The organism is Nocardiopsis akebiae (genome assembly GCF_018316795.1).
Lineage (GTDB): Bacteria > Actinomycetota > Actinomycetes > Streptosporangiales > Streptosporangiaceae > Nocardiopsis > Nocardiopsis dassonvillei.
In genome coordinates this window covers 3,849,272-3,873,672 of record NZ_CP074132.1, presented here as the reverse complement: position 1 = coordinate 3,873,672, position 24,401 = coordinate 3,849,272, and the positions used below count along the sequence as shown (strand labels likewise).

The window sequence follows — 24,401 nt, the reverse complement described above, 5'->3', positions numbered from 1 at the left end:
GTGGTGATCACAGTCCGTTCTGGGCGGTATCCCTGGGTGAGGGCCGGCCGGGGGGCGGCGGAAGTCCTTAACGGCGTTCGCGTCGTGGTTCCGGGCCCTCGCCGCGGAGTCACGGAAGGTTTCGTCCCCGTTTTGGGCCGAAGGCGGCACGTGTGGGATGCCGGTCCGACTACTCGTAACAACCCGGTGAGGAAACGGAGTCGGGCCACCGGGAGGAGCCCCGGGTGCATGGATTTGCCGTGATCTTTTGATGACGACTGCGGAGACCGTGCTGCTGCCAGGGTCTCTTTCACCAGGCGCTTGTACTGTCGGTAGTGGTTTCGTTTCGATTGTGTCCGGCCGCGGTCCGCGCCTTTGGTTTTCAAGAGGCTTTGGCTAAACGTTGACGCTTGACAGGAGGGTGGTCCATACTTTCCTCGGTGGCTGGCCCAGTGGGGCCGGAGGGGCTGCGAGAAGTAGGGGTGGTGTGAAGTTTTGCCACGTCAGGGTATGCGCAGGAGTCGACGGAGGCCCTGTTTCACGTGTTGTGACTGCTGCTCGTGTGAGTGGTGAACCCTTCGGGGGTCGGTCTCACGTTCTGCTGTCCTGTGTTTTTCCGTGTCGGATGATAAGCCCCTCGACCGGCGTGCCGACCCTTGCTCGGCCGAAGATGAAGTAAAGCGGTGAGGTTTTCATTTCCCTGCCGTCGGATCGACTGGTGAGGAGTGGGAGTCCTCGGAGCACGTTATGCTTTCGCTGATGGGACGGGTCTTCTCTTTGATGTGAACACGGGTTCCAGCGGGGTCGGACATTCTGGTTTGTGAACCCCGTTCAAGAGTGACAGCGACATGGCCGTGAACTTGCCTGCTCGGATCAGTACTTTTTCGTGTTGTCGTTTATTCATTCGCGCTGTGCTTGAGGAAAAGAAGGTTTTTTCGTTGCAGCCCGGGCGATGGACGGTGAGGGGGGTCCGCAATTTCCGTGCAGCAGGATGGAATCGCCGCCATCGGTATCGCGTGCAGGTTTCCTGGGGCGAAAGGGCATCGAGAGTTCTGGAAGAACTTGGACGAGGGCCGTTCCACTATTGGTGAGGTCCCCCGGGACCGCTCGGTTCTGTCGGGGCACGGGGCGCCGGGGAGCGCCTGGGCCGGGCTGATCGATGACGTGGACAGCTTCGACGCGCCGTTCTTCCGCCTCTCCCCGCTCGAAGCGGAGAGCACGGACCCGCAGCAGCGGATCATGCTCGAACTCGCCTGGTCCTGCATCGAGGACGCGGGTGTTCCCGCCGGTGCGTTGACGGGGCGCGACGTCGGAGTCTTCCTCGGTTCGTTCAACCTCGACTACAAGGAACTCCAGGAACGCCGGTTGCGTGAGGTCGCCGCACACCACTCCACGGGGACCATCGGTGCGGTCATCGCCAATCGCGTCTCGCACTTCTTCGACCTCCGCGGTCCCAGCGTGGTCGTCGACACGGCGTCCTCCGCCTCCCTGCACGCGCTCCACCTGGCCGTCCAGTCGCTGCAACAGGGCGAATGCGATCTCGCGCTCGCCGGTGGCGTCAACCTCGCCCTGACCTCCGCCCGGTACACGTCGTTCTCCAAGACCGGCATGCTGTCTCCGACGGGCGCGTGCCGTCCCTTCGACGAGAGCGCCGATGGTTACGTGCGCGGTGAGGGCGCCGGTCTGGTCCTGCTCAAGCCTCTCGCGGACGCGGTCAGGGACGGCGATCCGGTCTACGGGGTCATCAGGGGAACCGCCGCCAACCACAGTGGTAGGACACGCACCCTGACCCATCCCAGTGACGTGGCGCAGGCCGAGGCCATCACGAACGCCTTCCTGCGAGCCGGGATCTCTCCCGACACCGTCGGCTACGTGGAGGCGCACGGCACGGGCACGCCGACGGGCGACCCGGCCGAGTTCCAGGGTCTGCTCGCGGGTTTCCGCCAGGCCCGTTCCGGGAGCGAGCCCCCGGGGCGGTACAACTACTGCGGTCTGGGATCGGTCAAGCCCAACATCGGCCACCTGGAGGCCGCGGCGGGGATCGCCGGCGTGCTCAAGGTCCTGCTCGCGATGGAGCACAAGCGGCTGCCGAAGCTGCTGAACTTCCAGAAGCTGAACCCGCGCATCGAACTGGAGGGCACGCCCTTCCACATCGTCGACTCGTCGCGCGACTGGGAACCCCTGCTGTCGGAGTCCGGCGAGCCCCTGCCCCGACGCGCGGGCGTCAGCTCGTTCGGTATCGGCGGCACCAACGCGCACGCGGTGTTGGAGGAGGGGCCGCGAGTCGTCCCGGAGGCCGTCCCGCGGACCCGGCCGTCCTACCTCGTCTGCCTGTCCGCCAGGACCCCGACGGCCATGGAGCGGAGGATCCGCGACCTGGGGGAGTGGTTGGACACGGACGGGGCCGCCGCCGACCTGATGGACCTCAGCGCCACGCTGCTCCTCGGACGCGAGCACCTCGGCCTCCGGACCGCGCTGGTCGTGCGAGACCGCGACGACCTCAGAGCGAAGCTGGACCGGCTGTTGGACACCGGCCTCGCCGACGACTGCTTCCGCGCGACCGCCGCCGACTCGGAGGCGGCCGCGGAGCACCGGACCGGAACCGGGGACGCCTTCCGCCTCGACGCCCACCTCCCTGAGCCCGAGTACAGGCAACGGCTGCTCGATCTGGCCGAGGACTTCGCCGGGGGAGGCACGCACCCTTGGGAGGACCTGTTCACGGGTGTCGGGGCACGCCGACTCCGGTTGCCGACCTACGCGTTCGATCGGCGCCGTTTCTGGATCACGCCGGACGCGGCAGGCGAGACGCCGACGGGCCCACCGAACGGGCGCGAACCGCTCAGGGCGGAGAACGAGCTACCCGTACCAGAGACCACCGTGCACAGACGCCGCGAGGAGTGGGCAGGCTTGGGCATCCAGGAGAGCGTCGAGGCGGATCTCAGAATCCTCGCTGCCGGTGTGCTGAAACTCGGGGCCAGCGAGGTCCATCCGGGGGAGCGGCTGTCCGACCTGGGCTTCGACTCGGTCGGTAACACGCTGCTCGCTCTGCGGCTGAGCGAGCACTTCGGCGTGGACGTCACGCCCTCGCTCTTCTACACCTACTTCACGCTGGACATGCTCAGGGACCACTTCCTCCGGGAGCACGCTGACGCCGTGGCGCGTACGTACGCGGTCACCGGCACCGCTCGGAGCACGGCCGCCGCGGAGCGCGGGGAGCCGACCGCCTCCCGCTCTCCGGCGCCTGCGACCGACGACGCCATCGCCGTCATCGGTATGAGCGGCCGCTTCCCGCAGGCCCGCACCGTCGACGAGTTCTGGCAGCTCCTCGCCGACGGCCGGGACGCGGTGGGGCCCATCCCCGCTGACCGGCTGAGGAACTGGCGCACCGACCGGGACGCGTCCGGGGTCAGGGGCGGCTGGCTGCCCGGAGCCGCCGAGTTCGACCCGCTGTTCTTCGAGATCTCCCCCAGGGAGGCCGAGGCCATGGATCCGCGGCAGCGCCTGCTGCTGCAGGAGTCGTGGCGGGCACTGGAAGACGCCGGATACGGGTCGAAGCAGCTCCGGGACAACACCATGGGGATGTTCGTCGGAGCCGAACAGGGCGACTACCAGCGCCTGCTCGGCGACGAAGAGACGCTCACCTCCAGCCATGACGGGATCCTCGCCTCACGCCTCGGCTACCTACTGAACTTCTCCGGTCCGGTGCTCAGTATCAACACGGCCTGCTCGGCGGGTTTGGCCGCCGTGCACCAGGCGTGCCTGAGCCTGCGCGCAGGCGAGTGCGACACCGCCGTCGCCGCCGGGGTCAACCTGCTGGCGGGGGGCCAGTTCCACGAGCACGCGTCCCAGGCCGGAATGCTGTCGCCCGACGGGGTGTGCCACGCCTTCGACAAGCGCGCGAACGGCATGGTGATGGCCGAGGCGGTGGCCGCGGTCGTGTTGAAACCGCTCAGCCGGGCGCTGGCGGACCGCGACCGAGTGCACGCCGTCATCCGGGCCAGCGGCGTCAACTACGACGGCCGTACCAACGGAATCACCGCGCCCAGTCAGACTTCGCAGGCCGCCCTGCTCGACTCCGTCTACCAGCGGTTCGGCGTCGACCCGGCCGACATCGAACACGTGGTCGCCCACGGCACGGGTACCCGGCTGGGGGACCCGATCGAGGTGAACGCGCTCGCCGAGGTCTTCGGCCGGTACACCGACAAGACCCAGTACTGTGCCCTGACCTCGGTCAAGACGAACGTCGGGCACACGCTGGCGGCCTCGGGCGTGGTCAGCCTGATCGCCCTGGTGCAGTCGCTGCGGCACCGGAGCGTGCCCGCGAGCCTGCACTGCGAGCAGGAGAGCGAGTACATCGACTGGTCGCGCAGCCCGTTCTACGTCAACACGGAGACCCGGCCCTGGGCGGGCGAGCCAGGACGCACCAGGCTGGGCGCGGTCAGCTCCTTCGGTATCAGCGGGACGAACGCCCACGTCGTCGTCGAGAGCCATGACCCCCCGCCGGAGACGGGCCCGGACGCCGCCCGGCCCTGCCACCTGCTCGCACTGTCGGGCAAGACCGACGAGGCGTTGCGGCAGCGGGCGGCTGATCTGCTCGCCTTCCTCCGGTCCGAGGCGGCCGGAGGCGTGGGACTCGACCGGATCAGCAGCACGCTCCTCGCGGGGAGGCACCACTTCGCGCACCGGCGCGCTCTGGTCGCGGCCACCCCCGAGGAGGCCGAGCGGCTGCTCCAGGGGATCCTCGACGGCGAGGACTCCCCCCGGGCGTTCCACGGCGTCTCGGGCAGGGGGTTCCGGGCACAGCCCGCCCTGGCCGATTACGGCAACGAGCTGATCGGACGGGTCGCCGGTACGACGGGCGACACGGACCGGTACCAGGACCAGGTCCGGGCACTGGCCGACCTCTACTGCCAGGGGTACGAGCTGGACTGGGAGAAGATGTTCGGCGACCGGCCGCTGCCGTGTGTGTCGCTGCCCGGCTACCCGTATGCGCGCGAGACCTACTGGGCCGACGCCGCGCGGCCCGTGCCGAGCCCTCTCCCCGGGTCCGGACCCGCTCGGCGCACCGCGCCGCACCCGCTGCTGGACAGCAACGACTCCACACTCCAAGCGCAGCGCTTCACCAAGCACCTCTCAACGGACGAGTTCTTCCTGCGCGACCACGTCGTGGACGGGAAGATCCTGCTGCCGGGCGTCGCCCACATGGAGATGGCCTACGCCGCCTCCCGCCTGTCCACCGGCGCCGACACCGTGGTCCTGCGCGACATCATCTGGGGCCACCCCGTCGTCATGGCCGACGACACCCGGACGGTGGGCATCGAGCTGTCCCCGCTCCCGGGAGACGCGCTCGAGTACACCGTCTACGACGAGGTCGACGGCGAGCGGACGGTCTTCTCCCAGGGCCGGGCCAGCTACGCCGATGGCCCGCCGACGCGGGAGCGGAGCGGCATCGACGTCGCCGCGATCAAGGAGCGGTGCTCCGTGCGCAGGGAGAACGCCGAGATCTTCGCTGACTTCCGGGAGTTGGGCTTCGGGTACGGCGAGACCTTCCAGGCCATCGAGACCCTGTACTGCGGCGAGACCGAGGCGTTGGCCAGGATCACGCTCGGGGAGGGCCTGGACGAGGAGTTCTCCCGTTTCACCCTGCACCCCTCGCTCTTCGACGCCGCGCTCAACACCCTGCGCGGCATCGGGGAGCAGGACGGGGTGCTGCGGATCCCGTTCAGCCTCGAAGAGCTGGTGGTGTTCGCCCCGATCCCGCGCCTGTCCTACTGCCACGCCACCATCCACCGGATCGCCCGGGACGGCGGAGTCAGCGTCAACCTCGCCATCTGCGACGACGGCGGCACCGAGTGCGTACGGCTCACCGGCCTGGTGTTCAAGGAGTTCGTATCGCAGAAGGACGACGAACTGCACTTGTACGTCCCGCGCTGGAAGGACTCCGAGGCCCGGGCCCCCGAAGCTCCCCCCGGCCCCGGGCTTACCCTGCTCGTCCTCTCCGACGACGACGCCTACCCGCAGCGGTTCCGGGCCGTGCACCCGGGCAGTGTCGTGCGGGTGCGCTCCGGAGGCGGTTTCCGGGAACTCGAAGCGGACCTCTTCGCCGTCGACCGGCGTAGCCCGGAGGACTTCGACCGACTGCTGCGGACCCTGCGCGAGCGGAGCCGGACACCGCACGCGATCGTCGACCTGTGGCCGCTGACGGCGGAAGGGGCCGACCTCACGCTCGGGCTGGAGAGCCTGCTCCACCTCTTCCGAGCCGTGCATCGGACCGGTGCAGAGCAGGAGACCCGGTACCTGTCCGTGTTCGCGGACGAGCCGGGGCCGGACCGTGTCGCGGCGGAGGCGCTGTCCGGCTTCGGCCGTGCCATGACGCCGGTCGACCACCTGTTCCGCACGGACAGCCTCCAGGTCGACGCCGCACGGGACGTGCGGGCCGTCGTCGAGAGCGTGCTGGGCGAACTCGGCGAGGCCGAGGGCGCCGTCGCCCGAGACGGACACGAGATCCGGCGCACCGGCGGTGTCCGCGCGGAGCGGGTGCTGCGTCCGTGGACCGGCGGTGCGCGGCGCGCCGAGTCGCGGCTGCCCCTGAAAGAGGGCGGTGTCTACGTCGTCAGCGGCGGTGCCGGAGTCCTCGGGCTGCGCCTTGGCGAGTTCCTCGCCCGGCAGTGCCGTGCCCGGCTCGTCCTGCTCGGCCGCCGACAGCCGGACGCCGGGTTGAGGGAGAAGACCACCGCGTTGGAGGCCCTCGGAGCCGAGGTCCTCTACCTCGCGTGTGATGTCGCCGACCGCGAGGGCCTCGACGCCGCGCTCACCGTGGCACGCGAGCGCTTCGGGAGGCTGGACGGCGTCTTCCACAGCGCCGGGGTCATCGGCGGCACGGCCGTCACGGACGTGGACCGGGCGGGTTTCGAGGCGGTCCTGTCGCCGAAGCTGCACGGCACCGTCCACCTGGACGAACTAACCGCCGACGACCCGCTCGATTTCTTCGTCCTCTTCTCCTCCATCGCCGCGTACGTCGGTGACTTCGGACAGGGCGCCTACGCCGCGGCCAACAGGTTCCTGGACGGCTACGCCCACCAGAGGGAGGCGCTGCGGTCGGAGGGGTCGCGGCATGGCCGGAGCGTCTCGATCAACTGGCCGTACTGGGACGAGGGGGGCATGCTCGGCGAACTCGCCGAGGACGGCGCCGCCAAGACCCTCTACCACGACTATTCGGGACTGCGCGGCCTGGGCACGGAGGAGGGCATCCGTGCGCTGCTGCGGATCCTCGCCTCCGACGAGACGCAGGTCGTGGTGACCAAGGGCGAACGCCGGAGGATCGAGAGGGTGCTGCGTGTCGCCGGGGCCGGACGCCTCCGGGGCCCGGTGGAGCGGGGGACGGCGGCTCCAAGCGATCCGGCGGCGGTGGTGAGCGCGGCCGCGCCGTCCACGGTGGCCGCGGGCGAGCTGACCACGCGCACGGTCGACTACTTGAAGGACCGGCTGTCGCAGGTCTTCCGCATCCCGAAGGGGCGTATCGACTCCGCCGCGGAGCTGGGCGAGTACGGCATCGAGTCGATCCAGATCATGGAACTGACGCGGCTCCTGGGGAAGGACTTCGAGTCGATCCCGGGGACGCTGTTCTTCGAGTACCGCACGGTTGACGAGCTGGCCGGATACTTCACGGAGAACCAGGCGGGGCGCCTGGCGGAGCTGCTGGGCTTGGAGCCGTCCGCCGCGGAGGGGTCGGCGTCCGTGCCCCAGCGCGGACCCGCGGACCCCCCGCCCACCGCGCCCCGCGGCCGTGACACCCGGACGGTCGCCCCACGTCCCACCACGGCCCCGGGGCCGCTGCCCGCGGACCGGGGCCCGCACGGGGGCCGGTCGCGCGACGTGGCCATCATCGGTCTCAGCGGCCGGTATCCGAAGGCACGGAGCCTCGACGAGTTCTGGGGGGTGCTGGAGCGCGGCGAGGACTGCGTCGAGGAGATCCCGCCGCACCGCTGGGACAAGGACGCCTACTACGCCGCCGAGAAGACCCCGGGCAAGACCAACAGCAAGTGGGGCGGCTTCATCGACGGCGCCGAGAACTTCGACGCGCTGTTCTTCAACATGTCCCCGAACCAGGCCGCCCTGACCGACCCCCAGAGCCGGCTGTTCCTTCAGTCCGCGTGGGAGGCGATGGAGGACGCGGGGTACACGCGGCGGACCCTGGCTCCCGGCAAGACCCGGAACATCGGTGTCTACCTGGGGATGATGTGGAACGAGTACCAGCTGTACAGCGGACAGGACGTCGTCCTGTCGGATCGGGCCGCGGCCTCCAACGCCGTCTCCTACTTCTTCAACCTGCACGGGCAGAGCCTGACCGTGGACACCGCCTGCTCCTCTTCGCTCTACGCGATCGCCATGGCGGTCGAGAGCATCAGGAGCGGGGCCTCGTCGTTGGCGTTCGCGGGCGGGGCGAACCTGTCGCTGCACCCCAACAAGTACGTCTCGCTGAGTCAGATGAACTTCTTCGCCGAGGACGGCCGGTGCCGATCGTTCGGCGCGGGCGGCACCGGCTACGTGCCGGGTGAGGGCGTAGGCTGCGTCCTGCTCAAGCCGCTCGACCAGGCGGTCGCGGACGGCGACCACATCCACGGTGTGATCCGCGGCGTGGCCACCCTGCACGGCGGCAAGACCAACGGCATGACCGTGCCCAACCCGTTGGCCCAGGCGGACATGGTCGCCGCGGCCCTGGACGACGCCGGACTCTCGGCCGAGGACATCAACTACGTCGAGGGCCACGGCACGGGGACCTCCCTGGGCGATCCCATCGAGATCACCGGCCTGACGCGGGCGTTCCGCAAGCACACCGACGAGAAGCAGTACTGCCCCATCGGTTCGGTCAAGTCGAACATCGGCCACCTGGAGGGCGCGGCCGGTATCGCCGCCGTCACCAAGGTCCTCTTGCAGATGCGGCACCGGAGGCTCGTGCCCTCCCTGCACTCCGACCGGCTGAACCCGCACATCGACTTCCCCAGCTCGCCCTTCTACGTCCAGCGCGAGGCGGAGCCGTGGGAGCCGCCCACACGGACGGTCGACGGCGTGCCGCGGACGATGCCGCGCACCGCCGGAGTCTCCTCGTTCGGCGCCCACGGGGCCATCGCCCACGTGATCATCGAGGAACACCTGTCCGACCAGGAGCGGACCCCGCGCCAGGCCCCGTCCGAGAGCCCTCAACTCGTGGTGCTGTCGGCGAAGGACGGCGAACGGCTGCGGGAGAAGGCCGAGGCCCTGCTCACCTGGCTGTCGGAAGCCGGCCGCGACACCGACCTGGCGGACGTCGCCTACACGCTCCAGATCGGCCGGGAGGCCATGGAGGAGCGGATCGCCCTGGTCGTCAGCGGTAAGGAGGCGCTGCGCGAGAAGCTGCGGGTGTTCCTCGACGGCCAGCAGGGGCAGGACGCCGTCTTCCGCGACGGAGTGCGCCAGAACAAGGACTACGTGGCGCTCCTCGAAGGCGACGAGGAGATGCGCGAGGTGGTGCGGACGTGGCTTGAGCAGGCCCGCTACGAGAAGCTGGCCGAGGTCTGGGTCAAGGGAGTGGACCTCGACTGGGACTCACTCGTCCGGGGCACCCGGCCGCGCCGGGTGCCCCTGCCGACGTATCCGTTCGCGCAGGAGCGCCACTGGCTCGACCCCTCCCCCGCGCCCGCCCCGCCGACGAGTGGCTCCCGGTCGAGTTCGGCGCCCGAGACCGCCTCGCGCGCTTCGGTGCCCGCCGCAGAGGAGCAGAGCCGGACGCTGGCCTTCGTTGAGGACTGGGAGCCCGCGGCGCTGGACCCCGCGGCGTCGCGCGAGATCGGCGCCGTCGTCTTCCTGTGCACGGGGTCGGAGCGCCAGGCCGAGGTCGCGCGGGCCCTGCGCGTCATCGATCCCGGTGTCCGCGCGATCTTCGTGGGGTACGGGCAGGCCTACCGAAAGCTGGCCCCGGACTCCTATCAGATACGCCGCGGCCAGCCCCAGGACTATCGGGACGCCTTCCAGGACATCGCCGAGGGCAGGGCTGGCGTCGACGCGATCGTGAGCCTGGAGGCGCTCGAAGCGGGTGCCGTGAGCGACGACTTCGGCGACGTCGTCCTGACCCTCCGGGCCGTCGCCGAAACGGAGCTGGGCGCGCGGTGCCTGGTGATCGCCGGGCAGTACCGCGACGACATCGAACGCGCGCTGCTGGAGGCCCACATCGGCTTCGAGCGGTCGCTCGGCCTGGTGATGCCGAAGCTGTCCGTGGCGGCCGTGCTCCAGGACCGCTCCGACCCGCTCCGACCCGCGGACACCGCCGGGTGGCTGGAGCGGTTGTTCGGCGAGCTGCGCCAGGACAGGACTGTCAGCGCGTTGTACCGCCAGGGACGCCGCTTCGTCAGCAGGGTGCGGGAGACCGCGCTCACCGAGGGCGGCCCCGACGGCCTGAGGCACGGCGGCACCTACCTCATCACGGGCGGCTGCGGGGGACTGGGCATGATCGTCGCCCGGCACCTCGCCGAGAACTTCGGGGCGAACCTCGTCCTGACCGGCCGCTCCCCGTTGGACGAGGCGCGAAGGGAGGCGCTTCACGGCCTCGGCGCCGGCTCCCGGGTCCTCTACGTACGGGCCGACGCCGCCGACGCCGACGACATGCGACGCGTCGTGGCGCGGGCGCGCGAGCGCTTCGGGCCTCTGCACGGCGTCGTCCATGCGGCCGGTGTCCAAGGGCGGGGCAGTGTCCTGCGCAAGGACCTGCGCGACTTCGATGGGGTCCTCGCGCCCAAGGTCCGCGGGACGCTGGTGCTGGACGAGGCGCTGCGGGGCGAGGAACTGGACTTCGTCTGCTACTTCTCCTCCATCTCCGCCGTCGTCGGTGACTTCGGCACGTGCGACTACGCGGTCGGCAACCGTTTCCAGATGGCCTACGCGGAACACCGAGACGCGCAGGTGCGGGCGGGGCGCCTGTCCGGCCGCACCGTGGTCGTCAACTGGCCGCTGTGGCGCGAGGGCGGTATGGGCTTCGACCACGACACGACCACGATGATGCTGAGGTCCAGCGGACAGGAGCCTCTGGAAACGGGGGAGGGTGTCGCGCTGTTCGAACGGCTGCTGTCCCAAGAGGCGACGCGGCACGTGATCCTCGTTGGCGAGCCGGGCCGGGTGCACCGCTCCCTGGGACTGGCGGGGCCTTCCGGCGCACCGCTCGCGGCGGCGCCGCCCAGCGCCGCCCCGCCCGAGGCCGCCCCGCTCCCGGCACCGGGACACCTCACCGAGGAACGCCTGGAGCGGGACCTGAGGGAGATCGTCGGCCGCACCCTCAACCTCGACCCGGACCGGTTCTACGAGGACGACAACCTCGCCGACTACGGCTTCGACTCGGTGACCCTGACCGAACTGGCGGACGGGTTGGGCAGGCACTACGGCATCGAGGTCACGCCCTCGATCTTCTACAGCCACTCCACGCTGCGCAAGCTCGGGGAGTACTTCGCCGCCGAGCACGGGGACCTCCTGGCCGCGTTCTACGGCCACAGCGGCACCGGCGCGTCCGACCCCGAGCCGGTCAGGGCGGAGCCGGTACCGGAACCCCCGCGGTCGCGGGAGGCACCCGCGGACCGAAGCACCCCTGTCGGGGACGACGACGCCATCGCCGTCATCGGCATGAGCGGGCGTTTCCCCGGAGCCGACAACGTCTCCGAGCTGTGGTCCGTGCTCGCGGACGGACGCGACGTCGTCGGCCCGGTCACCCGCGAACGCCTCAGCCTCTGGGGCGAACCGCACGACAGCCCTTTGGCGGCGTTCCGCATGGGCCAGCTGGCCGACCCGGACGAGTTCGACCCGCTGTTCTTCGAGATCTCACCCAAGGAGGCGCGGAGCCTGGACCCGCGCCAGCGACTGCTGCTCCAGGAGTCGTGGCGCGCTCTCGAGGACGCGGGGTGGACGCCCGAGCAGTCCCGTCGCATCGGCGTGTTCGTGGGTGTCGAGCAGGGTGACTACGATGACGCGGCTCCTGAGGAAGGGAGCGTCACCGCCAACCACGACGGCGTTCTCGCCGCGCGTCTGTCCTACTTCCTGGACCTGAAAGGCCCGGCGATGGCCGTCAACACGGCCTGCTCCTCGGGGTTGGTGGCCGCCCACCAGGCCTGCGCGAGCATCCGCAACGGCGAGTGCGACTCCGCCCTCGCCGCCGGGGTCAGCCTGGTCACGACCCCGCGGCTGGTCACCCGCACGCGGGAGGCCGGCATGTTGTCCGAGGACGGTCTCACGTACGCCTTCGACAGACGCGCCAACGGTATGGTGCTCAGCGAGGCCGTCGCGGTCGTCGTGTTGAAGCGGCTGTCGGCGGCCGTGGCCGACGGGGACACCGTCCACGGCGTCATCCGCGCCAGCGGTGTCAACTACGACGGCAGGTCCAACGGCCTCACCGCGCCCAGTGGTGAGGCCCAGGCCGACCTGCTCCGTGCCACGTACCAGCGGTACGGCGTCGACCCGGCCGACATCGACTACGTGGTCGCCCACGGCACCGGCACGCGGCTCGGCGACCCCGTCGAGGTCAACGCGCTCAACGAGGTGTTCCGGGGCTTCACCGACAAACGCCGGTACTGTGCCCTGACCTCGATCAAGCCGAACGTCGGGCACACGCTCGCGGCCTCCGGGCTCGTCAGCCTCCTGGGGGTCCTCCAGGCCATGCGGCACGAGACCATCCCCGCGTCCCTGCACTGCGAGCAGGAGAACGAGTACATCGACTGGAACGACAGTCCGTTCTTCGTCAACAGGGTGAACCGCGCCTGGCCCGAGTCGGCCGGGCGCAGGAGGACCGCGGCCCTGAGCTCGTTCGGCATGAGCGGCACCAACGCGCACATGGTCGTGGAGAGCGCTCCAGCGAGGGAGGACGGGGGGAGCGCCGCGAGGCCCGCCCACGTGCTGGCGCTGTCGGCCAAGTCCGAGGAGTCGTTGCGTCGCCGCGTCGCCGACCTGATCGACGTCCTGGAGGACGCCGCACGCCTCCACGGCCTGTCCGGGGTCAGCGGGACCCTGCTGGAGCGGCGGACGCACTTCCGGCACCGCTGCGCCGTCGTCGCCGGCGACGCCGCCGAAGCGGTGCGCCTGCTGCGCCAGTGGGCCGCGGGCGAGCAGGGGCCCGACGTCTTCCACGGAGTCGTCCCCAAGGGCTTCGCGCGGCGCCCGGAGGTGCGGCGGGCCGGTGACCGCCTGCTCGAGGAGGCCCCCGGACTGGACTTCGACGGCACGGCCTTCCGCGAGGCGCTGCGCGCCGCGGCGAAGGTCTACTGCCAGGGGTACGACCTGGCGTGGCGCCGGCTGACGGGCGGCAGGCACACCGCGCCGGTCGCGCTGCCCGGCTACCCCTTCGCCAGGAAGCGCCTGTGGCGGAGCAGGACCGCTCCGCCGTCGGCCGACGGGGCGCCGCGACCCGGCGGGGCCGACGCGGCGGGAACGCGGTTCACGACGACGTTCACCGGAGAGGAGCCCTTCCTGCGCGACCACGTCGTGGCGGGGGAGAGGGTCCTGCCGGGCGTCGTCCACCTGGAGCTGGCCCGCGGCGCCCACGACGCTTCCCGCGCCGAACGGAACGGCCGGGCCGTCGGTGTCGCGATCCGCGACGTCGTGTGGCTGCGGCCGGTCAAGGGCGGCCACGGACCTCTCGACGTGGTCGTGGAACTGGAACCGGCCGGTGCTGAGGGGAGCCGCTACCGCGTTCTGGCCCCGTGCGCCGACGGCGGGAGGGCCGTGCACAGCCAGGGCCGTGTGGAGACCCTCGGCGCCCCCAGCGGGGCCCGGCTCGACCTGGCGGAGCTGAGGGCCCAATGCGGCCTCTACGAGATCTCCGGGGAGGAGGTCCGCCTCGCCTACCGGCGCCAGGGGATCGACTACGGACCCTCCTTCCAGGGCCTGGTACGGCTCTTCGTGGGCGAGGCACAGGTGCTCGCCGAGATCCGGTCGCCCGAAGGGGCGGAGCGGGGCCCCGAGGGGCGGGTACTGGACCCGGCCCTGCTGGACGCCGCGCTGCAGGCGTCCCTCGGGCTCCGGGGGGCGGGTGAGGGCCTCCGCCTTCCCTACGCCGCGGAGAAGGTCGAGATCCTGGGGCCCTGCGAACCCGTCATGTGGGCACGGGTCCGTCGTTCCGGACCGAGCGCAGCCCAGGGCGTCGAGAAGTTCGACGTCGACCTGTGCGACGCCGGGGGCGTGGTCCGCGTACGGGTCAGCGCCTTCAGCACCAGGCCCCTCGGTACCGCCGCGGCCCCGGTCGCACCGGAACGGTCCGACGAGGACGGGGACCTGACGCTCCTCGAACCGGTGTGGGAAGTGGCGCCGCCACAGCCGGACCCGCCCGCGGGGCGGGAGCGTCCGGAAGGGCGGACCCTGCTCGTGGGCGAGGACCCGGAGGTGCTGGCGTCCGTCCTCACCGGGCGCGGGGACGTGGACGTGTTGCTGCTGCGCGCCGACGACACCGTGGACGGCCTGCGGGCGCGGCTCTCACGCGGCGGGCCGTACGGTGCGGTCGTCTGGCTCGCGCGCGGCGGAGCCCCGGTGGCTCCGGAGAGCCAGGACCTGATCACGCGCCAGGAGGAAGGCGTATACGCCGGTTTCCGCCTGGCCAAGGCGCTTCTCGCGCTGGGTTACGAGCGGCACGCCCTGGAGTGGACCGCCCTCACCGTCCGCAGCCAGTTCGTCCTCGACTCCGATCGCGTCGACCCCTCGCACGCGGGCGTACACGGTCTACTGGGTTCGCTGGTCAAGGAGAACCCGCGGTGGCGGATGCGCTTGGCCGACGTGGAGGAGTTGCGGGACGGGGTGCTGGAGGAGGCGTTCGGCCTCCCGGCGGAGCGCTCCGGCGGCACGTGGGCGCACCGCGGTGGGCGCTGGTACCGGCAGACCCTCAGGCCCGTGGAGGCGGCCGCCGCTCACGAGGACACCGCGCCGTACCGGCGCGGCGGCGTCTACGTGGTCATCGGCGGAGCCGGTGGGATCGGCGGGGCCTGGACCGAACACGTGATACGCGACTACGGGGCGCAGGTGGTCTGGATCGGCCGCCGCGCCGAGGACGAGGACATCCGGGCCAGGATCGACGAGCTGGCCCGGATGGGCCCGGCCCCCTGGTACCTGCGGGCCGACGCCACGGACCGGGAGGCGCTGGCGGACGCGGTCGCACGGATCAGGGCGCGCTTCCCCGAGATCCACGGTGTCGTCCACGCCGCCCTCGTCCTGCTCGACCAGAGCGTGGCCGGGATGGCGGAGGACCGCTTCCGGGAGGCCGTGCGCGCCAAGGTCGACACCAGCGTCCGCATGGCGCAGGTCTTCGCCGACGAGCCGCTGGACTTCGTCATGTTCCACTCCTCGCTCAACTCGTTCCAGAGGTCCGCGGGGCAGAGCAACTACGTCTGCGGCTGTGTCTTCAAGGACGCCTTCGCCCAGCTGTGGCGGCAGAGCCGCCCCGGTCTCGTGAAGGTCGTGAACTGGGGGTACTGGGGCAGCGCCGGGGCCGTCGCCTCGGAGGCCTACCGACGGCGGATGGCGCGCAACGGCATCGGCTCCATCGAGCCCGCCGAAGGAATGGCGGCGCTGGACCTCCTGCTCTCCGGGCCCTACGACCAGCTCGCCCTGGAGAAGACCGCCAGCCCCCGGCGGAGGGGCACCGAGGCCCGGACCACCGCTTCCGGGGACGCCCACGACCAGCGCATGCGCCGGATCGTCGCCGACTCCGGCAGCGCCCGGGGCTTCGACGACGACCTGCTCTGCGAGCTGCTGCTGGCGCAGTTGCGGACGCTGGGCATGAGCGGCGAAGGCGGCTCCGTGGCCGACCTCAGAGCCGTCCTCCGACCGGGCGGCGGCTACGACCGCTGGCTCGAGGAGAGCCTGCGCGTCCTGGCGGAGCACGGCTACCTGGAGTACGGCCCCGACCGCTACACGCTGACCGGCAAAGCGACGGACGATCGCGCCGCCGTCTGGCAGCGGTGGGAGGCGGTGTGCCGGGAGAGCGGCGGTTCGAACGCCTACGTCAACCTGCTGGACCCGGCGATCCGCGCGCTGCCCGACGTCCTCACCGGACGCAGACCCGCGACCGACGTCGTCTTCCCCGGTTCCTCAACGGCCCTGGTGCGGGGCCTGTACCGCGACTGCGACAGCGCCGAGGCGCTCAACGAGGTCGTGGCCGACATGGTGGCGGCCCGCGTCGAGTCCCTGCTCGAACGCGACCCCGGCCACCGCGTCCGCATCCTCGAGATCGGTTCCGGCACCGGCGGCACGAGCGAGAAGGCGCTGGGCCGCTTGGCTCCGTACCTGGCCAGCGTGGCGGAGTACTGCTACACCGACGTGTCCGGGTACTTCCTGCGCAGCGGTCGGCAGGAGTTCGGCGCCGACCACCCCTACCTGAGGTTCGAGCTGTTCGACGTGGAACTCGACCCCGCCGGACAGGGGCTGGGCGAGGGGGCGTACGACATAGTCCTCGCCACCAACGTCCTGCACGCCACCCGCGACCTGCGGGCGGCCGTCCGCAACACCCGGGCCCTGCTGGCCGCGGAGGGGGAACTCATCCTCAACGAGCTGGCGGCGCGCACCCCGTTCCTGCACCTGACCTTCGGGCTGCTGGACGGCTGGTGGCTCTACCAGGACGCCGACCTTCGTATCCAGGGCTGCCCGGGTCTGGCCCCCGACACCTGGCGGCGCGTGCTGGAGGAGGAGGGCTTCGACGACGTCTCCTTCCCCGCCTCCGCCGTGCACCACGTCGGCCACCAGATCGTCGGCGCCCGCGTCGCCGGGTACTCCGGGGCAGCGGCTTCCGCCTCCGCTCCGCAGGACGGGGGGAACCTGCGCGAACGGGTCGGGGAGGTGATCGTCTCCCGGCTGCAGGTGTCCCTGGGCCTGGACCGCGGTGAGATCTCGGAGGAGGACGCCTTCGCCGACTACGGCGTGGACTCCATTCTCGGGGTCGAGCTGGTCGAGCGGTTGAACGAGGACCTGGGCGGTGTCCTGGTGACCACCGACCTGTTCGACCACGGCTCGGTACGGCGTCTGACGGCCTACGTGGCCGACACCCTCCTCGAACAGGGACGCGCCCTGCCGGGCGCCCCGGCCGCGACCGCACCGTCCGCGCCGGAGCCCGAGCCCGCAGCCGACGCGGTCGCGCGTGCGGTGACCGGTGGCGGGGCGACCGTCGAGTCCGTGCTCAGTGAGGTGATCGTCTCCCGGCTGCAGGTGTCCCTGGGCCTGGACCGCGGTGAGATCTCGGAGGAGGACGCCTTCGCCGACTACGGCGTGGACTCCATTCTCGGGGTCGAGCTGGTCGAGCGGTTGAACGAGGACCTGGGCGGTGTCCTGGTGACCACCGACCTCTTCGACCACGGCTCGGTACGCGCGCTGGCGCGGTACGTGGCGCGCCACCATCCCGACGTCCGGCCCCCGGCACCGGACGCCGCACGGACGGCCGTTCCGGACCCCGAGGCCGCTCCCGCGAGGGACAGCGCACCGGCCCCGCCGGTCACGACGCGGCCGGACGTGCCCGCCGCCACGGGCTCCCCGGTTCCAGAACCGATCGCGATCATCGGTATGAGCGGGAAGTTCGGCACGGCGAAAGACCCCGATGAGCTGTGGCGCCACCTCAGCGAAGGCCGCAGCCTGGTCGGCGAGATCTCCCGCTGGGACCTCGCGGCCCAGGCGGCCCCGGGCGCCTCCTACCCCCGGTACGCCTCGCTGATGGACGACATCGACCGATTCGACCCGGCGTTCTTCCAGATCTCCGGTCTTGAGGCCACCTACATGGACCCCCAACAGCGCATGGTGCTGGAGGAGTCCTGGAAGGCTCTGGAGGACGCCGGGTACGCGGGCGAGGCGGTCCGCGGCCGCTCCTGCGGCCTCTACGTCGGCACCCAGGTCAGCGACTACCTGACCGCGCCCGGCGAGGACGCCCCGGCCCAGGCCATGTGGGGCAACGCGGAGGCCGTCATCCCGGCCAGGGTCTCCTACTTCCTCGACCTGCGCGGCCCCGCCATCGCCGTCGAGACGGCGTGCTCCGGCTCCCTCGTCGCCCTCCAACTCGCCTGCCAGGCACTGCGTACGGGCGAGGTCGCGATGGCCCTGGCCGGCGGTGTGTCCGTCCAGTGCTCGCCCGACTACTACCTGGCAGCCCACAAGGCCGGAATGCTGTCCGAAGCGGGCCAGTGCCACTCCTTCGACGAACGCGCGGACGGCTTCGTCCCCGGCGAGGGCGTCGGCATCGTCGTACTCAAGCGGTTGCGGGACGCCTTGGCCGACGGCGACCACATCCACGGCCTGGTGCGCGGTTCGGCCACCAACCAGGACGGGACCTCGAACGGCATCACGGCGCCGAGCGCGAAATCGCAGGAGCTGCTGGAGCGCGAGGTCTACGACGCCTACGGCATCGATCCCGCCGGGATCCAGCTGGTCGAGGCACACGGAACCGGGACCAGGCTCGGTGACCCCATCGAGTTCCAGGCGCTGACCCGCGCGTTCCGCCACTACACCGACAAGCGGGAGTACTGCGCCATCGGCTCGGTCAAGACCAACATCGGGCACGCGGCTCCGGCCTCCGGCGTGGCGGGGCTCATCAAGATCCTCCTCGCCCTGCGCCACCGCGAGCTGCCGCGGTCCCTCCACTTCGAACGGGGCAACGCCCATATCGACTTCGCGGGCAGCCCGTTCTACGTGAACACGGCGCACCGCCCCTGGACGACCGAACCGGGCCGTCCGCGCCGTGCGGCGCTCAGCTCCTTCGGTTTCAGCGGCACCAACGCCCACGCGGTGGTCGAAGAGGCCCCCGAGCCGCCGCGTCGCGAGGCACCGCCGGCCCCGGACCACCTCACAGTGCTGTCCGCGTTCTCCCGGGAACAGCTGCGTACCCAGGCGGAGCGGCTCGCGGCACACCTGCGCCGCCGTCCGGAAACCCAACTGGGGGACGTCAGCCTGACGCTGTTGCTGGGCCGTCGGCACTGCCCCGTCCGGATGGCCTGCGTCGCCCGTGACACCGCCGAACTGGTGGCGCTGCTGGACCGGTGGCTCGAGGACGGAAGCGCCGAACACGTGCGCACCGCCGATCTCACGGAGAGCGGGGCGGGTCGACAGGCGTCGCTGCAGAGTCTCGGTGACCGCTGCGTCCAACAGTGCGCCGAGGGCGCGACCGGGAGCACTCGCCGGGAACACCTGGAGGCCCTTCGCGACCTCCACCTCCAGGGCTACGAGATCGACTACGCGCGGCTCTTCCCGGCGGGCGTGTACCGGCGTGTGCCCCTGCCGGTCTATCCCTTCCAACGCCAGCGCTACTGGCTGCCCGAACAGGACGGGTCGGGCCTGGCCACGCCCGCCGGGCGCGCGCCCGTGCCGAGTGTCGAGTCGCCCGCTGCGCACGGCCATCTGGCGCTGGCGCCGACGTGGGTCCTGGAGGAGCCGCACGAGCCCGGTCGGGAACCCCTGCCCGCGGACGGCGTCGTGGTCGTGGGCGGCGGCGCCGAGGAGCGCGCCGCCCTGGCGGCCGAGTGCCCCAACGCTCGGTTCGTCGGCGACTGCGGCGCGCTGGACGTCGAGGAGCTCACCGAGCGGCTGCGGCGCACGGGCGGGGTCCGCCACCTCGTCTGGATCGCGCCGGACGACGCCGGAGCCGACCCCGATGCGCTGCTGCGGCGCGTCGACGCCGGGGCGGTCGCGTTCTTCCGCCTGGTCAAGGCGCTGTTCGCGCTGGGCTACGGCGGTGAGGAGCTGGTGTGGACCGTGGTGACCCGACAGAGCCAGCCCGTGCGCCAGGGCGAACCGGTGCTGCCCGCGGACGCGGGTGTGCTCGGCCTTGCCGAGGTGATGACCAAGGAACTGCCCCACTGGACCGTGAAGTCCTTCGACCTCGGCGCAGCGGACGACCTCCCGGTACGCACCGTCCTCGGAGCCCCCGCGCGGACCACGCGGGCGCTGCGCGACGGACAGTGGTTCCGTCGTGGCCTGTCCCGGGTGGGCCTTCCCGAGCCGAGCCACTCGCCGTACAAGGAGGGCGGCGTCTACGTCGTCCTGGGCGGGGCCGGTGGTGTCGGTCGGCTCTGGACCGAGGATCTGATCCGCCGCTTCGGCGCTCAGGTGGTCTGGATCGGCCGCCGGGAGGTGGACGCGGCCATCCGGGAGGAGACCGACCGGCTGGCCGCGCTGGGTCCTGCGCCGTGGTACGTCCGCGCCGACGCCTCCGACGAGGATTCGCTGCGGGCCGCCCACACCCGGATCAGGGAGCGCTTCGGTACCGTCGACGGCGTGGTCCAGTCCGTCTTCGGGCTGGTGGACCAGAGTCTGCCCAACACCACCGAGCAGCGGTTCCGGCAGGGCCTGAGCGCCAAGGTGGACGCCAGCGTGCGCATGGCCGAGGTCTTCGACGCCGACGACCTCGACTTCATGCTCTTCTTCTCCTCGATCGCGTCGGTCAATCCGACCATGGGCTACTGCAGCTATGTGGCGGGCAACGCCTTCGAGGACGCCCTGGCACGCCGCCTGGCCGGGGAGCGGCCGTACGCGGTCAGAGTGGTCAACTGGGGATACTGGGGAGCGGTCGGCAGCGGGCTCGAGGTTCCCGAGCACGTGCGCGAGCGCATCTACCGGCAAGAGCGGCTGGGCGACATCGACCCCGAGCGGGCGATGGACGCGGTCGAGCGGCTGCTCGCCTCCCCGGTCGCGCAGCTGGTCTACCTCAACACCAGCGAGCCGGAGCGGTTCGAGGCCTACTCGGACCGGGAGACGGTCCGCGTACTGGGCACCGCCGCGCGCCGGAGCGAACCGCTCGCCGCGCTGCTGCCCGCGCGCGGCGAAGAGCTGCGGGCGGTGGAGGCGGGGGCCAAGTCCAGGCTGCGGACGTTGGACGAGCTCCTGGCCAGGCTGCTGTGGTGCGAGCTGCACGGCCGCGGCTGGCTCGGTGACGGCGTCTTCGACGCGGGTTCCCTGCTGCGTGCCCACGGGATCACCGGCAAGTACGACCGCTGGCTGGCGGAGGTCCTGAAACTCTTCGCGCGGCGGGGCTGGCTCGTGGAGACGGACTCCGGTTACCGCGCCGCCGGGGCCCACCCCGTCGACGCCGACGCGACCGCGGCCGAGTGGGAGCGCCACGGGCACGAGTGGGCCGAGGACCCCGAACTGCGGGCGTCGGTCGGCCTGGTGAACAGGACCCTGCCCGCGCTCGCGGACATCCTCACCGGCGGGACCCGCGCCGTGGACGTGGTCTTCCCCGGCTCCTCACTCGACCTGGTGGAAGGCGTCTACAAGCGGAACGCGGTCGCCGACTACTTCAACGAGGTCGTCGGAGACTGCGTCGTCGCGCAGGTCGAGCGCGTGCTGGCGGGGGACCCGCAGGCCCGGCTGCGCATCCTGGAGGTCGGTGCCGGAACGGGCGGTACCACCGCCACCGTCCTGCGCGCGCTCCGCCCCTACCAGCGCCACATCCGCGAGTACTGCTACACCGACCTTTCCAAGGCCTTCTTGGTCCACGGCCGCCGGGAGTTCGGTGAAGGCAACCCCTTCCTGCGCTGTGAGCTCTTCGACGCCGGCCGACCGGTGGGCGAGCAGGGGTTCGAGGAGGGCGCGTACGACATCGTCGTCGCGACCAACGTCCTCCACGCCACCAAGGACGTGCGCGTCTCACTGCGCAACAGCAAGGCGCTGCTGAGGCCGGGAGGCGCCGCGGTCGTGAACGAGATCGACGGCTACACGGTGTTCGGCATGCTGACGTTCGCTTTGCTGGACGGCTGGTGGCTCTACGACGACGCCGGGCTGAGGGACGTCGGGGGGCCCGCGCTCCGGCCCCGGATGTGGCGGTCCGTGCTTGAGTGGGAGGGCTTCGAGGGCGTCGAGTTCCCCGCGTGGGACGCGCACCCGCTCGGCCAGCAGGTCGTGGTCGGCTTCAGCGACGGCGTGATCCGCCAGTCCCGTGGCGGGCTTCCGGCCACCGCGGCCGAGCCGGTACCTTCGATCGAGCCGGTGCCCCCGGCCGAGGCGGCCTCCCGGCCCGCGGCACCGGTCGGGCGTGCACACGCCGGGGTGGAGGCGGCGACCCTCAGGGACGCCGTGCGCACCTATCTGAAAGAGCTGGTCGGGCGGACGCTGCTGATCCCGGTCGAGAGCATCGACCCCCGCGAACCGCTGTCGGTGTACGGAATCGACTCCATCCTCATCCTGCGGCTGCTGAAAGCCGTCCAGAAGGATCTGGGGGAGACGAGCAGCACGCTCTTCTTCGAACACCGCACGGTCGAGGCGCTCACCGAGTACTTCGTCACCGCGCGCGCCGAGGCCGTGGCGGGCGCCCTCGGCCTCGCCCCCGCCGCTCCGGACGAACCGTCGACGGAACCGACGGACACCTCCACCGCACGGCCCGCTCAAGGCCTCGGCGCCATCCGGGCCGCGGCGCGGCCCGATCCGACCGGTGCCGTGGCGATCATCGGCATGAGCGCGCGGTTCCCCCAGGCCGAGACGCTCGACGAGTTCTGGGAGAACCTGCGCGCCGGCCGGAGCGCCGTGACGGAGATCCCCGCCGACCGGTGGGCGCTCGAGGGCTTCTACGAGCCCGACAAGGAGAGGGCCGCGGCCGAGGGCAAGAGCTACAGCAAGTGGGGCGGATTCCTGGACGGGTTCGCCGACTTCGACCCGCTGTTCTTCGAGATGACGCCGAACGAGGCCACCGAGATCGATCCCCAGGAACGGCTGTTCCTCCAGGAGTCGTGGCGGGCGTTCGAGGACGCGGGCTACACACGGGCCCGCATCGAGCGGGAGCACGACTCCCAGGTCGGTGTCTTCGTGGGAATCTCCCGTGCCGGGCACAACCTCTACGGGCCCGACCGGTGGCGTCGCGGGGACACGGCCCACCCGTACAGTTCGTTCGGGTCGGCGGCTAACCGGGTGTCGTTCAAGCTGAACCTGAACGGTCCGAGCATGCCAGTGGACACGATGTGCTCCTCCTCCCTGACGGCCCTGCACGAGGCGTGCGAACACCTGCTGCGCGGCGACTGCGAGCTGGCCCTGACCGGCGGTGTGAACCTCTACCTGCACCCGTCCAGCTACATCAGCCTGTGCAACCTGCAGATGCTCGCGGACCAGGGCGAGTGCCGCAGTTTCGGCGCGGGGGGCAACGGTTTCGTTCCCGGGGAGGGGGTCGGCGCGCTCGTCCTCAAGCGGCTGACGGACGCGGAGAGGGACGGAGACCACATCCACGCCGTCATCCGGGGCACGAGTATCAACCACGGCGGCGCCACCAACGGCTACACGGTGCCGAACCCGGTGGCGCAGGGAAAGGTCGTGCGCCAGGCGATCGACCGGGCGGGCATCGACGCGCGCACCATCAGTTACGTCGAGGCGCACGGAACCGGTACCGCGCTGGGGGACCCGATCGAGGTCAACGGCCTGACACGGGCGTTCTCGCGGGACTCGCCGGACGCGCGCAGTTGCGCCCTCGGATCGGTCAAGAGCAACATCGGACACCTGGAGGCGGCCGCCGGCATCGCGGGCGTGTTCAAGACCCTGTTGCAGATGCGGCACGGCGAACTCGTCCCGAGCCTGCACGCCGAAGAGCTGAACCCGCACATCGACTTCGACTCGACGCCGTTCGTGGTCCAACGCGAGGCGGAGGAATGGAAGCGCCCGGTCGTCACGGTGGACGGCGCCGCCCACGAGGTGCCGCGCCGCGCCGGGGTCTCGTCCTTCGGCGCGGGGGGCGCCAACGCCCACGTCGTGCTGGAGGAGTACACCGGCGCGGAGCCCGCCCCCGGGACCGACCGGGACGGGGAGCCCGCCGTCATCGTCCTGTCCGCCAAGGACGAGACACGGCTGCGGGAGCGCGCGAGTGCCCTGGCCCGTTGGCTGCCGGAGGCGGAGCGGTCACGCGTGGCGCTCGCAGACGTCGCTCACACCCTGCAGACCGGACGCGAGGCCATGGCGGAGCGGCTGGGAACGGTCGTTCACTCCTACACGGAGCTGGCGGAGCGCCTGCGGGCCTTCCTCGAGCAGCCCGGAGGGGCCGAGGGGGTGCACCGCGGCCGGGCGCGGCGCACCGACCCCGCGCTGTCCGCGCTCATCGCCGACGAGGACATGAGCGCGATCGTCGCGACGTGGCTCGCCCAGGGCAGGTACGCCAAGGCCCTCGAACTGTGGGTGAACGGTTTCGCGCTGGACTGGAGCGGCCTCCACCCGGAGGGAGCGGCGCGCGTCGTCCCGCTGCCCACGTACACCTTCGCCCGCGAACGCTACTGGATCGGGGACAAGCCGCTCGACGGCCGAACCCCTCCGGCCGACCAGGAGGAGGCCGCCATGGGCGGCTTCCCGGACTCGGTGATCGAGGACGTCCTCGACGACTTCCTCAGCGGTTCTCTCGACACGGCGGCCGCCGCCGAGCACATTCGCCTGTCGCTGGAAGACGGCACCGGTCGACACACGGACAACGGGGGGCGCTGACC

1 protein-coding gene is annotated in these 24,401 nt (G+C 71.3%); it reads left to right on the top strand.

Features of this window, described 5'->3' with window-relative positions:
- Positions 1-960: 960 nt before the first annotated feature.
- Positions 961-24,399: an SDR family NAD(P)-dependent oxidoreductase gene (locus tag KGD83_RS16545; RefSeq protein ID WP_212640058.1), complete on the top strand. Its 23,439-nt coding sequence runs from the start codon at positions 961-963 to the stop codon at positions 24,397-24,399.
- The last annotated feature ends 2 nt before the right edge of the window (positions 24,400-24,401 follow it).